14 protein-coding genes are annotated in these 13822 nt (G+C 39.5%); 6 read left to right on the top strand and 8 right to left on the bottom strand.

The window, feature by feature from the left end:
* Positions 1 to 76 precede the first annotated feature (76 nt).
* From ACMFNG_RS01880 to tiaS, 3 genes are read right to left on the bottom strand one after another with little or no spacing between them, the layout of a single operon-like run.
* A complete protein-coding gene (locus tag ACMFNG_RS01880) occupies positions 77 to 937 on the bottom strand; it encodes an energy-coupling factor ABC transporter ATP-binding protein (protein ID WP_014835553.1) in 861 nt (286 codons plus the stop codon).
* Complete coding sequence (locus tag ACMFNG_RS01875; protein WP_014835554.1) at positions 934 to 2415, bottom strand: TrkH family potassium uptake protein; 1482 nt, start codon at positions 2413 to 2415, stop codon at positions 934 to 936. Before ACMFNG_RS01875 ends, ACMFNG_RS01880 begins: the two co-directional genes overlap by 4 nt.
* Before the next feature lie 42 nt (positions 2416 to 2457).
* A complete protein-coding gene (tiaS, locus tag ACMFNG_RS01870; protein WP_011012995.1) occupies positions 2458 to 3732 on the bottom strand; it encodes a tRNA(Ile2) 2-agmatinylcytidine synthetase TiaS in 1275 nt (424 codons plus the stop codon).
* A gap of 51 nt (positions 3733 to 3783) precedes the next feature.
* On the opposite strand from tiaS, the gene moaC reads away from it, so the two are divergent.
* Complete coding sequence (moaC, locus tag ACMFNG_RS01865) at positions 3784 to 4254, top strand: cyclic pyranopterin monophosphate synthase MoaC (protein ID WP_011012994.1); 471 nt, start codon at positions 3784 to 3786, stop codon at positions 4252 to 4254.
* On the opposite strand, the gene ACMFNG_RS01860 is transcribed toward moaC, so the two are convergent.
* Positions 4235 to 5014: an SDR family oxidoreductase gene (locus ACMFNG_RS01860; protein WP_011012993.1), complete on the bottom strand. Its 780-nt coding sequence runs from the start codon at positions 5012 to 5014 to the stop codon at positions 4235 to 4237. The genes moaC and ACMFNG_RS01860 overlap by 20 nt on opposite strands.
* A gap of 220 nt (positions 5015 to 5234) precedes the next feature.
* On the opposite strand from ACMFNG_RS01860, the gene ACMFNG_RS01855 reads away from it, so the two are divergent.
* On the top strand, positions 5235 to 6287 hold the full coding sequence (locus ACMFNG_RS01855; RefSeq protein WP_014835555.1) for an FAD-dependent oxidoreductase: 1053 nt from the start codon (positions 5235 to 5237) through the stop codon (positions 6285 to 6287).
* Positions 6288 to 6321: 34 nt separating this feature from the next.
* Positions 6322 to 7272 carry a transcriptional regulator gene (locus tag ACMFNG_RS01850; RefSeq protein ID WP_011012991.1) on the top strand — a complete coding sequence of 317 codons (951 nt, stop codon included), beginning with the start codon at positions 6322 to 6324 and terminating at the stop codon, positions 7270 to 7272.
* On the opposite strand, the gene ACMFNG_RS01845 is transcribed toward ACMFNG_RS01850, so the two are convergent.
* Positions 7269 to 8636 (bottom strand): MATE family efflux transporter, encoded by a 1368-nt coding sequence (locus ACMFNG_RS01845; protein WP_430515190.1) that lies wholly within the window; start codon positions 8634 to 8636, stop codon positions 7269 to 7271. The genes ACMFNG_RS01850 and ACMFNG_RS01845 overlap by 4 nt on opposite strands.
* A gap of 164 nt (positions 8637 to 8800) precedes the next feature.
* Here ACMFNG_RS01845 and ACMFNG_RS01840 point away from each other — a divergent pair, with 164 nt between their 5' ends.
* From ACMFNG_RS01840 to ACMFNG_RS01830, 3 genes are all read left to right on the top strand, one after another.
* On the top strand, positions 8801 to 9562 hold the full coding sequence (locus tag ACMFNG_RS01840) for a MinD/ParA family ATP-binding protein (protein ID WP_011012989.1): 762 nt from the start codon (positions 8801 to 8803) through the stop codon (positions 9560 to 9562).
* Between the two features lie 15 nt (positions 9563 to 9577).
* Complete coding sequence (gene hmgA / locus ACMFNG_RS01835; protein WP_011012988.1) at positions 9578 to 10804, top strand: hydroxymethylglutaryl-CoA reductase (NADPH); 1227 nt, start codon at positions 9578 to 9580, stop codon at positions 10802 to 10804.
* 75 nt (positions 10805 to 10879) lie between these two features.
* Positions 10880 to 12205: a RuvB-like helicase gene (locus tag ACMFNG_RS01830; protein WP_011012987.1), complete on the top strand. Its 1326-nt coding sequence runs from the start codon at positions 10880 to 10882 to the stop codon at positions 12203 to 12205.
* Here the strand turns inward: ACMFNG_RS01830 and mrtA are convergent.
* The 3 genes from mrtA to ACMFNG_RS01815 are packed head-to-tail and all read right to left on the bottom strand — an operon-like array spanning position 12198 to position 13789.
* Complete coding sequence (mrtA, locus tag ACMFNG_RS01825; protein WP_011012986.1) at positions 12198 to 12782, bottom strand: CPBP family archaeomyxosortase MrtA; 585 nt, start codon at positions 12780 to 12782, stop codon at positions 12198 to 12200. The genes ACMFNG_RS01830 and mrtA overlap by 8 nt on opposite strands.
* A 6-nt stretch (positions 12783 to 12788) precedes the next feature.
* Positions 12789 to 13463, bottom strand: a complete 675-nt coding sequence (locus tag ACMFNG_RS01820) for a CidB/LrgB family autolysis modulator (protein WP_011012985.1) — start codon at positions 13461 to 13463, stop codon at positions 12789 to 12791.
* The gene (locus tag ACMFNG_RS01815) at positions 13460 to 13789 is read right to left on the bottom strand and encodes a CidA/LrgA family protein (RefSeq protein ID WP_014835558.1); all 330 of its coding nucleotides are present in this window, start codon (positions 13787 to 13789) and stop codon (positions 13460 to 13462) included. Before ACMFNG_RS01815 ends, ACMFNG_RS01820 begins: the two co-directional genes overlap by 4 nt.
* Between the last annotated feature and the right edge of the window lie 33 nt (positions 13790 to 13822).

Below are 13822 nucleotides of genomic sequence, written 5' to 3'. Positions count from 1 at the left end.
GAATAGCTCTAAGGTACTTGAAAATACGTTCATCTTTTGATCACCAATATAAGGGCGGGACATTGCCTAATGTATTTTATGATTGCGGCAATTTTTTCTCTCTCAAAGATCTTAACACTTTGACAATTTCATTTAATGATAGAACGCTCTTGTCTACAACTCCCCTCTTCTTAAGCTCATACCCAACCTTTATCCTTGTCGGAATTTTAATACCTATACTCATCAAAATATCGACATTTTCAAAAACTTCTTCGGGTTTTCCCTCTAGGATGATAGTCCCCTTGTCAAAAACAACAATTCTATCTGCATGTTCAAGTAGAAAGTCAGTGTTGTGCTCAACTAAGACAACAGTAATTTTTTCCTCTTTGTTTAATAGTTTAACCAGACTTAGGATCTCCTCTTTCCCTAAGGGATCTAGCTGAGAAGTTGGCTCATCGAGCACTAGCACTTTTGGCTTCATGACGAGAACGCTGGCTATTGCTAATCTCTGTTTTTCTCCACCACTTAGTGCTAGGGGAGAGTGTTCCTTCTTTTCCCAAAGCCCTACTAGCTTTAGGGCCCATCTTATTCTTTTCCACATCTCTTCTCTTTCTATTCCAAGATTTTCAAGTGCAAAGGCCACCTCTTCGAGCACAGTCATGTTGAAGAGCTGTGACTCTGGATTCTGAAACACAAGACCGACAATTTGAGAAAGTTTTGAAACTGGATAATTAAGGGTGTTTAATCCATCCACAATTACTTCTCCCGAAAACTCACCTTTGATGGAGTGAGGAATAATACCATTTAATGTTAAGCAGAAAGTTGATTTGCCACTTCCGCTTGGACCGACTACTCCTAAAAATTCCCCCTTTCTAACAGTTAAATTAACATCCCTTAGGGAGTATTGTTTAGCTCCAAAATATTTGAAGCTAACATCCCTAACTTCAATTATCTTCACTCTTTGGACCTCCTGGAGAAAATCATTGCTAGTCCAACTATAAAGACTATCGTCGAGAATATTTCAAGCCTTCCCACCCACATTAATATTGTGAGAAGAATTTTTATGTCTAGGGGAAGCAGTGGAGACGTTATTCCGACGCTAAGCCCTACGTTTCCAATTGCGGAGGCTACTTCAAATAGTGCATCTGCAAATCTAACTCCTAGCCTTAGCATAATATATAAAGTTCCCAGGAGGAGAAATGCTATGTACGTCATTGTAAAGCCTAAAACTTCTTGAATTTCCTCTTCTGTGAACTCATATCCATTGACTCTCTTTCTTATTACCGCCCCCTTGGGAAGAATTGCCTGTTCTATGGTCCACTTAAGGCTTTGGTACATGAGAACTATTCTAATCAACTTTATACCACCAGAAGTACTACCTGCACTTCCTCCTATGACCATTAATATTGCCAGGAGTATCTTATCTATCTCTGGATATTCGGCCAAATTGCTTATTCCAAATCCAGTACATGTAATTGCTGAAACTGCATGAAATATTGATTCTCTTAGTGCCCTTATTGGAGTTAAATGTCCAAAAAAGACCAGAGAGTATGTCATTAGAGCCACTATTAAAGTAATAAAGTAAAGCATATACCTAACTTGAATATCTCTGAAGAATTCTTTGAGAGAACGATTTTTGAACATCCTATAATGGACAGTAAAGTTTGTGGCACCCATTATCATGAGGAATACAGTAACTGTTTCTATTGCAAGAGAATTAAAGTATCCAATGCTCAAGTCATGACTACTCATACCACCAGTTCCCAGGCCAGTCATTGAGTGAATTGTTGCATCAAACAAACTCATCCCATTGCTATAGTACAAGTAAATGCCTAGGAGCGTTAGGACTGCATAAATCTGAACTATAATTTTTGCCGTGTTTACAAAGTTAGGCAATATTCTCTCGCTCCTGGCCTCAGCCTTATATAGCCTAGCTGCAGCTACACCAGGTCTTATGAGAACTGTTAGTGCAACCAAAACTATTCCTATCCCACCAAGCCATTGCATCCAAGCTCTCCAAAAGAGGAGAATTTTTGGATAGCTCTCTAGGTTGCTCATCATTGTTAGTCCAGTCCCTGTCCATGCGCTCATTGTTTCGAAGTATGAATCTACAAATCTCATCTTTGCTATTCCCATAAAGGGAATAACACTAACTAAGGAAGCGAAAAGCCAAATAAATGCCGACGCCATCATTGCCTGTCTTAGATTTACGTCTTCGATCTTTTCCATGTGTTTAGATAACACCCACCCCAAAATAATACAGGAAAACCCAGGAATTGCGAAGTAGATTACCAAGGGTATCTCTTCTGGATAAAACCAGGCAAGCAAAACTGGAACTAAATAAGCTAATCCAATACCCTGCAAAATTGCTCCAATTAAGTTTCTGATTACGAAGAGATCTTCTGAGATGTTTATAAATGTCCTTAATTTGACCATACGGTTGCCTATTTTGCATGTTAAAAATAAAAACATTTCTTTTTATAGAGCCTCTAATATCTTATCTTCCCCTCCTGGGAGAACTAAGGGGCGAGAAATATGTTTCCGAGCATCTGGAGGAACTTCATAAATCTTCTTCTTTAAGTCTCTTGGCCTCTTAACTGGAGTCAATATTTTTTCCATCTTATATCCGCACTTTTTACACTTTAGATAATCTCCCTTGCTCTTCATCGTTCCTCCGCACTTTGGACATCTTGGCTTTTCATATTCCACTTTGGGAACAAGATTTACTGGGTAAAATTTTTCCAGGTTTACGGTTAATACTCCTTCGAATTCTTTGACTCCGCCAGCTATTATAACCTCATCTCCTGGGAGGAGTTTCCTCACGTAGTTTCTAAACTTTTTAGTTGGTTCAAAAGCTGCCACTCTAATCTTCCCTGTTTCATCCTCAAGTTCAAAAAATACATGTCTTCCTTTTTCCCAGTATTTTCCAGCGACTTTTCCCCTTATGACAACGTTATCATAAGGCTTAACATCTTTTATCTTCTTAACAACCAAATGATCGTCGGTATTTTGATTTGTTTTGTAAACTTGGAAGAATTCAATTGGTTCTTCTATTTTAATCATCTCAAAGACCTGAAGAATCTTTCCTACATCAATTCCTCTTATCCCCACAAGAACTGGGTCTTTTCCATGAGGAGTTATTAGGACAGTTCTCTTGTAAGGGTCAACGTTATCGTAGGTGAACGGATAGCTCCATTTGTCTGCATAAAATACACTTTCCTTAATAACTCTTCTTGGAGTTCCCCAGTACTCTCTTTTCCTGTAGGCAAGTAATTCGTAAGTGAACTTTTCTAGAGGATAGCCTATAGCTGCTAATCCCCCAATTATTCCTCTTCCGAGCTTGAATTTGTAAACTTCTGCGTTGACTTTTCGAGCTACATGTTCTGCTTCTTCGATTGTAACGTGCTCTCTTAATGCTCTTAGAGAAAACTCTTCTAATTCCTTTGGCACTTCCCCAATTAAGAAAACAATCCCTGGATTTGTGTTCTCGTGATCTATATCGGCCAATTCCCTTACATACCGTATTACAAGTGTCTTTACTTCCTTTATCTTTTCTTCATCGATTTTAAAACTCATTGCAACGGCCCCATTTCCCCTGGTCTTGTAAGGAACATTTGGATTTAGCCTAATTAATCTTGGAAAGTCTAGAGGCTCAGCTATCTTGGAAATTTCCCTATATAGAATAGCCCCAATATATGTAGTGCACATTCCATTTGGTGAATCGGTGTCGTCAATACCTATGTGGATGAGCATCGATAAAGGCTCTTAAGGGATGCTTAAAAATAATATCCCAGGGGGTTAAAGATGAAGCTAACTCATGTAGATGAAAAAGGAGTTAAGATGGTAGAAGTTGGACATAAGAAGGATATGTATAGGAGAGCCATAGCAAAGGGTCGAATTAAACTTAAGCCTGAAACTATAAAGCTCATTAGAGAGGGAAAAATTGAGAAGGGAAACGTTCTAGCAGCTGCTCAAATTGCTGGAATATTAGCTGTGAAGAAGACCTTTGACATAATACCTCTTTGTCATCCAATTCCATTAACTGGGGTTGATATAACCTTTGACTTTGGCGAAGACTACATTGAAGTTACATGTGAGGTTAGAGCTATTTACAAGACTGGAGTAGAGATGGAAGCTTTAACAGGGGTTTCTGTGGCTCTCTTAACGATTTGGGACATGGTAAAGGCTGTAGAAAAAGATGAGAAAGGCCAATATCCCTATACTAAAATAGAGGAGATAAGGGTTGTAGAGAAAATTAAAGAAGAACGCTCCTAGTCATTGCTCCATCAAAGAGAATTGTAGAGCCTAGCATATATTCGGCGTTATCGCTAAGTAAGAATTCTATTAATTCTCCTAGTTCTTCCCATTTTCCAGTTCTTTGAAGAGGAGTTCTTTCAATAACTTCCTTTTTCCATAGCTCTTCTGGATCAACACCCCTTTTTTCTGCTAGTCTTCTTAGGTTTTCTCTAGCTCCTGGGGTATCAAAGCTCCCAAGTAGTACTGTGTATGCCCTTATTCCTCTCTTTCCATAGGCCCTAGATATTCCTTTAGCAAGCTGAATTAATCCTGCCCTAGTACTGTCTGCGAGAAGGAGGGGAGGCATTGGCTCTAAAACTGAAGCAGAACTTAAGTAGATTATTATCCCTCTTGTGTTATTTTTCAACCATTTATTAAGGAGAAGAGTTGTTAGGTAGCCTGGGGCAATTATGTGAAGCAAGGCTCCTTCTACCCAATCTTCATAATCTAATTCGTGAATCATGCAGGGTTCACACTTTACATTAGGGGCATTCCAAACAAGGACATCTATTTTTCCTAAAATTTCCCAGGCCTTTTCTACCATGTTTTTAATTTCTTCTTTTTTTGAGAGATCTGCTTTAATCGGATAGACTTTTTCATATTCTTTTAGCTCTTCTAGGGCTTTTTCTAAATTTTTTTCATTGCTAGACGATATTACTACTCTGTGTCCTTTTTTGAGGAGTTCCTTGGCCACATTGAAGCCTATTCCTCTTGAAGAAGCTGTTATTAAAATGTTCATACGATTGACATTAGTGTACTCCCCTATTAAAACGTTCCTATGTGGTCATTTTTATTACACAAACGTGAGAATTTGTCAACTTTTGACTGAAATTTATTTTAAATTGTCTTAGAGAGAATGAAATTAGATGGATGATCACTATATATATTTGTCAAATTGACTATTGTAATTTGGATAACCTAAATTAGCTAGGTTTCTTATGGAAAAGAGGGTGAGCGAGATGAAGTTTTGTTTTTGTGGGGAGAAAAAAGATAGCAGAGTTAAACCACTCAGAGTAGCTATAATAGGAGCAGGTCCAGCAGGATTATCGGCAGCATGCTCACTAGCTTGTGATGGGTTTGATGTTCATGTATATGACAAAATGCCTGAACCTGGAGGAATGGTGGCCTTTGGTATTCCTGAGTGGAGAATTCCAATAAGTAAAGTAAGACAGGCAGTTAAAGAAATTGAGGAGCTTGGAGTAGTGTTTCATATGAGAACAAAGGTTGTGTATGATTCTCCAAAGGAGCTTGGAGATGAATTTGCTGAGAGGTTCGTGTCTTTAGAGAAACTTATGAAGGAATATGACGCAATCTTAATTGCCACTGGAGCATGGCGGCCCAGAATTTTAGATATTCCAGGGAAAGAGCTTAAAGGTGTTGAAAATGCTCTTCAACTTCTTTTAAGGATAAACTTAGCTAGAATTGGATATCTACCTCAAACAAAAATGCCTTCCTTCGAGGGAAAGAGGGTTGTAGTAATTGGTGCAGGTTATACTGCAGTTGACGTTGCTAAAGAAGCAAAGTTGCTGGGGGCAAAATCAGTAACGATTGCATATAGAAGGAGTCTACAGGATTCATACGCAAAAAATGAGTTTAAAAAACTTATAAAAGAGGGAGTTAAGTTCCTTGAATATGTAACTCCTGTAAGGATTTTTGGAGATGAAAATGTTAGAGAAGTTGAATTTGCTAAAACAAAGGTAGTTAGAGGATCTGTGATTACAACAGAAGAGAAAAGAACTATCCCTGCAGATGTCATTATATTTGCAATAGGTCAAATCCCCACAAATCCTATAAAAGAAGTTCTATGTTCGAATGAGGATATTCTCAAAAATGCTGGAATATTTTTCGCTGGAGACGTTATATCTCCCAGGAATATAGGAACAGCAATTAGAGAGGGTAGAAAAGTAGCTGAAGAGATAAAAGCATGGTTAACTGAGCATGCATTCCTAAATATCAGACTTTCTTATCCTGTTTCCCTTAGAGACATTTCGAAGAGCGCAACTCAGTGTTAGATAGATTTTATAAACTTTTCTTCCTAATCTTTAAATGATGGACAAAGAGCAACTTACGACAGTAGTTGAAAAGATGTTGAATAGTATAGGGTTTAAAACTGCCAGAGTGTCGTTTAGGGGAGGATGCTTTGACTTAGTTGCTACCAGGCAAATTCTCTTGCTATTTATAAAGACGTTGGTGAATATTGACAAATTCACAGAGGAACAAGCTGAGGATTTAAAGAGGTTGGCAAAACTCTTTAGAGCCTCAGCTCTTTTAGTAGGGTTAAGAACTAAAAACATAGAATTGGAAGATGGAGTTGTTTATGAGAGGTTCGGAATATATGCTGTTAACCCAGAGACCTTGTTTTCCATATTGGCAGGAACTGAATATCCTCTTGTAATGGCTGAGAGGGGAGGATTCTTCGTTAGAATTGATGGGGAGAGGCTAAGAGAGCTTAGGGAAAAATATGGATACTCTACAACCGAACTTGCAGAAATGCTTGGAGTATCGAGAAAGAGCGTTCAAAGGTATGAAAAGGGGGAGGGCATGGTAAGTATAGATGTGGCAATAAGGCTTGAAGAAATCTTCGACGAGCCATTGGTAAAGCCAATAGATATATTTAAGGCAAAAATCGAGAAAGTAACATTGTCATCCCCTCCAGAAAATGAATTGGAGAAAGAGGTGTTTGATAGGTTAGAAAGACTTGGGATGAGTGTTGTAAAAATAAAGAGGGCTCCCTTTAATGCAGTCACAAAAGAGGAAGATGAAGAGGTTAATCTACTCACTGGAATTGATGAGAAAAAGACCCCCTCGACAATTAGGAGGGTAAGATTAGTTAACCAAATAGCAGAATTCGTAGAAAGTGAGGGTGTATTTGTTCTAAATGAAAAGAAAACGGAAGTTGTTGGGAAAGTTCCAATAATTCCTAAAGACATTCTCAATAAAGTTAGGGACGTGGATGAGCTAATGGAGATTATTAAAGAGCTAAGGAGTAGCACCTAAATCTTTATCTTTTTCCATCTTCCTTTTCTAAATACTATCCAGAACAGCCCGGCTGAAATAAATGTTTCAAGGCTCATTCCTATCCAGGCGGCAATTACTCCCAACCCTTTGAATTCCAAGCCTAGACTTGGAAGTGAAACTCCAAATCCCAGAATATAGGAGGGCATAATTCTAAAGAGAAGTTTGCTAATTGCTGTTACATATAGGGGACTCTTTGTGTCTCCAGCTCCCCTAAGGGCTCCACTCAACACGAAGATTACTCCCAAAGGTATTTCGCTTATCCCAACTATTATGAGGTATATAACTGCTAGTCTCTTAACCTCCTCATAGTAAGGGTCTGTCGGGGATAGAAATGGCCTAACTAGGATACTTGGGAATGCCATCAACACAAAAGCCATTACGCTCATAAAGATCGTTGTCATCTTTAGAGACTCTTTAACTATCTTTTCAGCTTCATCAGGCTTTTTAGCTCCTAAGCTCTGTCCTACTAGGGCAGAAGTTGCGATACTAAATCCAAATGCTGGCATGTATGCTATGCTCTCCACTCTCAGCCCAATTTGATGAGCCGATAATGCTATTTCTCCGAACCTTGTGACTATAGCCATGTAAAGGAAGTTGTAGAAGCTAAATAGCCCTCTCTCAAGTAAAGCGGGAGTGCCGATTCTCAATATCTTTTCAACTATATCAAGATGCAACCTCCACTCTATCACAGGCTTAATGACGAGTTTGCCATTCAAAAACAACAACATTCCAATTAAAAACGAGACTGTAATTCCTATTCCTGAAGCCCAGGCGGCGCCTACTGGGCCAAGCCTGGGAAATCCAAGTTTTCCAAAAACTAAAAGATAATCAAACACGCCGTTTAAGACGTTCATTAGAATATTGAGTTTCATTGGGGTCTTTGTATCTCCCGCTCCCCTAAGAGCTGAGAAAAATACAAACCCCACAAATCTAATTGGATAGAATAGGAATAACACTTTTAGATATTCGTATCCAATCTCGAGAACTTCTCCTTTGGCACCCATGATTCTTAGAATTTCATCTCCAAAGAAAATTCCGAAAAGCATTACTGGAATACCAAGAAGAAAAGCTAAGTACATACTTTGCTCTGCTACCCTTGAAGCCTCTTCAAGTTTTCCTTCCCCAACCCTTCTAGCTACTATAGCTAAAGTTCCAGTGGAAACAGCGATCATTATTGGAAACATGAACCAACTAATCTGTCCTCCTAGTCCAACAGCTCCCAAGGCAATAGCGCTGACATGACCTACAATCATCATATCGACTAGGTTGAGCAATGTTTGACTTATGTTCCCAGCTATTGCTGGCCATGCTAGGCTCCATATTTTCCTTCTTAGCTCACTCATGCATCATCCCAATTACAATTTGTATCTAAACGATAAAAGGAAAGTTGTAATTTATAAGATTTTTGTGGAAAAGCTTCCCCTTGTTTTTTAGACAAAAATCTTATATGCTTGCCTTTAATCAAGATAATTTAGCTTTGAACAACTTTGGCAGGAGAGGTTAAGCTATGTCAATAATAGTTGTCACTGGAAGAGGAGGAGCAGGAAAGACCACAACGACTGCTAACTTGAGTACTTATTTCGCTCAGCGAGGATATAGAGTATTGGCGGTGGATGGAGATTTGTATCTTCCAAATTTAGGGCTTCACTTCGCTTTAGACAATGTAAAATACACCATTCATTCAGTAGTCAAAGATCCCAATATTGATCCGGAATGGGCAATTTATCGACATAGAGAGACTGGAGTTTACGTAATGCCTGGAAGTCCTAGGCTTGAGGATGTGATAGGAGTCTCAGCTCAAAGGTTGAGAGACGTGTTGGAGGATCTCAAGTATAAGTATCCCCTTATATTTTTAGATTCTCCAACAGGAGTTCCCTTCGATACCCTTCCAGCGTTTGAAATTTCAAACTACCAAATTATTGTAGTGGAAGTTGAGAGGTCTCCTATTTACTCCTTTGAAGTTATGGTGGAAAATGAAGTTCTAAAGCTTAAGGCTCTGGGGGATAAATTTGGGTTAAAAGTGGGTGTAGTGCTCAACAAGGTTAGAGAAGCTGCAGATGTTATAGACAAGATAGTTGAAGTTATTGAAGAGGAGATAGGAGTTCCCGTTCTTGGAGTTATTCCATTTGATGAGGCAGTGCCAGAGTCTGTAAATGCTGGAATTCCAGTTATAGTATATAAGCCCAGGAGTGAGGCCGCTATAGCTTTTAAAGAGTGTGGACAGATAACTGAAGAGTGGATTTTTGGATCATCTGAGTCTTCTCCTTAGTTAGGGGGTGCTATGATGGAAATAGAGGAGATTATAGAGAAAGTTGCTAGGGGAGAGATCAAGTTTCATCAAGTAGAAAACTATGTGAATGGGGATAAAAGGCTTGCAACTGAGATAAGAAGGAGAGCCTTGGAGAAAAAACTTGGAATACAGCTAAAGCACATTGGCCACTACTCAATTGATCCAAACGAAGTTATTGGAAGGAACATTGAAAACATGATAGGTGTCGTTCAAATACCCATGGGTATTGCGGGTCCTCTAAAGATTAATGGTGAATATGCAAAAGGTGAGTTTTACATTCCCCTAGCCACAACTGAAGGGGCCTTGGTTGCTTCAGTAAACAGAGGTTGTTCTGCTCTAACAGAGGCTGGTGGAGTTTACACAACCCTAATAGATGACAAGATGACTAGAGCTCCTCTATTGAAATGTCCAAACGCCAGAAGGGCGAGAGAAGTAGCTGAATGGGTCAAGAATAATCTGGATTACCTCCAAGAAAAAGCTGTTAGTAAGGTTACTCGTCACGGAAAGCTTAGGGGGGTAAAGCCTTTTATCGTTGGGAGAAACTTATACTTAAGATTTGAATTCGAAACTGGAGATGCCATGGGAATGAACATGGTTACAATAGCGAGCGAAGAGATAATGAAAGTAATAGAAGAAGAATTCCCCGATGTAAAATATTTGGCTCTTTCTGGTAATCTGTGCGTAGATAAGAAGCCAAACGCCTTAAACTTCATCCTGGGAAGAGGAAAGACCATTATTGCTGAAGCTGTAGTTCCTAGAGAGATTGTTAAGAAAAAGCTAAAGACCACTCCAGAGCTTATCGCTGAAGTAAACTACCTAAAGAACTTAGTGGGTTCGGCCCAAGCAGGTTCCTACGGTTTTAACGCTCACTTTGCCAACATTGTAGGGGCGATATTCCTAGCCACAGGTCAGGATGAGGCTCAAATTACGGAAGGTGCACATGGAATAACCCTCGCTGAAGTCACTGAAGATGGAGATCTATACATAAGCATAACAATGCCGAGCCTAGAAATAGGGACGGTTGGAGGTGGGACTAGAGTACCTCCTCAAAGAGAAGCTCTAGAAATTATGGGGGTTGCTGGAGGAGGAGATCCTCCAGGGATGAATGCTAAGAAATTTGCGGAGATAGTTGCTGGTGCGGTTTTGGCTGGTGAGCTCTCTCTTCTGGCCGCAATTGCCGCCAAACATTTGGCTAGGGCTCATAAAATGCTTGGGAGATGATTTCTTCTACCGTCAATTTTTTAATTTGCATATTTTAATAACAAAATGGAACAAAAATTCTGAGGAGGTGAGTAGATGCCAGTAATAGAAGAGATTCCAACCGTGAAGTTTGAGAGAGTAGGAATGCACTCCCACATAAAGGGCCTTGGACTAGATGAGAATGGTAAGGCAAAGTTCATTGGAGATGGAATGGTTGGTCAAGTAAAGGCGAGAGAAGCGGCGGGAATAGCGGTAAAATTGATTAAACAAGGTAAACTAGCTGGAAAGGGAATTCTCTTAGTAGGTCCAACAGGGAGTGGAAAAACCGCAATTGCAATGGGTATCGCGAGAGAGCTTGGTGAAGACGTTCCATTTGTTCAAATAAGCGGGAGTGAAATATATTCAGCAGAGATGAAAAAGACAGAATTCCTCAAGCAAGCTTTGAGAAGGGCCATAGGTGTGAGAATAAGTGAGGAAAGGAAAGTATACGAAGGAAAAGTAGAAAAGATTGAAATAAGAAGAACAAGGCATCCCTTCAATCCTTACATAGAAATTCCGGAAAGTGTAGTCCTAACTCTAAAAACAAAGGACGACTCAAAGACCATAAGGGCAGGAAGAGAGATAGCATATCAAATACTTGAGATGGGTATTGAAGAGGGAGATGTTATTCAAATTGATGCTGAAACTGGAAGAGTTTCAAGAATTGGGACTACTAAAGAGGAAGAAGGGCTCTTCTTCCGAAAGAAAGTTGAGATGCCCACTGGTCCAGTATTGAAGATTAAGGAATTTACATATACTGTTACTCTTCACGATTTGGATGTTGTTAATGCAAGAGCTGGTGGAATATTTAGCCTTCTCTTTGGAGGTAGAATGGAAATTAACGACGAGATAAGGGAGAGAGTAGATCAAACAGTTAAACAGTGGGTTGAGGAAGGAAAGGCAACTTTGGTCCCAGGAGTGCTCTTCATTGATGAATGTCACATGTTAGATATTGAAGCATTCTCATTCTTGGCTAGAGCCATGGAAAGTGAGCTTGCTCCGATCCTAATCTTAGCTACGAACAGGGGTATGACAAAGATAAGAGGAACTGACATAGAGTCTCCACATGGAATTCCACTTGACATGCTTGACAGATTACTCATAATAAATACCGAACCATACAAGAAGGAAGAGATAAGGGAGATTGTAAAGATAAGAGCAAGAGAAGAGAAGATAGAGCTTAGCGAAGAGGCTCTCGAATATCTAGCAGAGCTGGGTGAGCAGACGAGCCTTAGATATGCAGTGCAACTACTGGCTCCAGCTAGCATAATTGCTGGAGGAAAGAGGGTTGAGAAAGAGCACGTTGAAAAGGCTAGGGAATACTTCGCAGACGTGAAGAGAAGCATAGCCTTTGTAGAGAAGGTGGAAGGAATGCTCAAGTGATTGAGCAGAGAATGTCAAAGAAAAGTGAACCAATCCAGTGAACTAAAAAGCTTGGTACTATACTTTCCTCTTTTAAATCTATTTTTGCAAATATTATGCCCGCGATAAATGAATATGGGATCTCTATAGTGGGTTTTCCTACATGGATGATTGTGTATGGGATATCTTGGAAAATAATACCAATTGTTGGAGATTTCTTTGCAATAGGGAACAGTAAAAATCCCCTAAAAAATGCTTCGTGGGCAAACATAACTACTCCTATAAGGATTTCCTTCAAAGCAAAGTCCAGTGCACTTGAGTAAGAGAATATTGGATAATAATTTCTCATTTCAGGAATTGCTAGTCCAGCAAAACCCAGCAAGAATGCAAAAACCAGAAGTAATTCAGTGGATCTCAAGCTATTTGGAGTCCTAAAGCCAACTTCTCTAGGAGTTATCCCCAGAAGTTGATAAATTATTGTTGGAATTATAAGGTAAAAAATGACGACTAAGACTACCCAGAAGTAGAAGGTTCTAGCCAAAATTGGGATAAAGGAAAGAGGAAGTAGGATTAGTGGTGCTACGTATTCTTTCATCATCTCCAATCACACTATTAGTTCTATTATTAAAGGAAGCAGGAAGGCCGTGTAAACACCGTTGAGAGCCATAGCTAGTCCACTTACTGCTCCGGATAACTCATCTTCAAGTATTATTCTTGCGGTGCCGAGGCCATGAGAAGAAACTCCCGTAGCTAGTCCTCTCGCCACCCTATCTTTGATCTTGAAGAAGTCAAGTAACTCTGGAGCAAGGGCATTTCCAAGAATTCCCGTTAAGATTACTAGAACTGCTGTTAGTTCTGGAATTCCACCAATCTTTTCACTAACCCCCATTGCAATTGCCGTTGTCACGCTTTTTGGGGCAATAGTTCTCTGGAGAATTTCTGGGCTATTAAAAGCTTTCAAGATATATACAGCTGAAAGAATTGCCGTAGTTCCACCCGTGATGATCCCAGTTGCAATCTCCTTCTTATATTCTTTCACAATATTGATTTGCTTATATAGGGGGATAGCTAAACTTACAACAGCTGGTCCTAGTAAAAAGCTCAGAAATCTCGCTGATTCCATATATTTCTCGTAGCTAATATTCCCAACTTTAAGAATGAGAGCGATTAGAAGTATTGAGAGGAGAACTGGGTTTAATATTGGAGTTTTCTTCTTGGAATATGCCCAGGAGAAAAATGTATATGCTGAGATTGTGAGAAATATTCCAAATGTGTTCATCTTCTAAGCACCTCCACAACCTTTCCTGTTGCCCACAGAGTTATCAGAAAGCTGAAAATGAGGGCAGTTACTATTGCCACAATGTTTTCCTTTAGGAGATCTAAGTATAGGATAATCCCAACTCCTGGGGGGATAAACATTATGCTCATGTTTTTCACAAGGAATTCTGCTTCTTTTTCTACATCTCTAATTTCTATAATTCCCGTTATCAACGCAATTGTCAATAATAGCATTCCAAGAACGCTCCCAGGAACTGGAATTCCTAAGCTTTCTATTAATTCTCCCAGAAATAGAAATCCAAAGATTATAGCTAATCCCTTGTACATGAAACCACCCTTCAACATTAGGGGAAAGAAGTT

The sequence above is a fragment of the Pyrococcus woesei genome, assembly GCF_050496105.1.
Taxonomy (GTDB): Archaea; Methanobacteriota_B; Thermococci; order Thermococcales; family Thermococcaceae; genus Pyrococcus; species Pyrococcus furiosus.
Note: the sequence above shows the minus strand (reverse complement) of the source record. Positions and strands in the feature narration are given on the sequence as shown.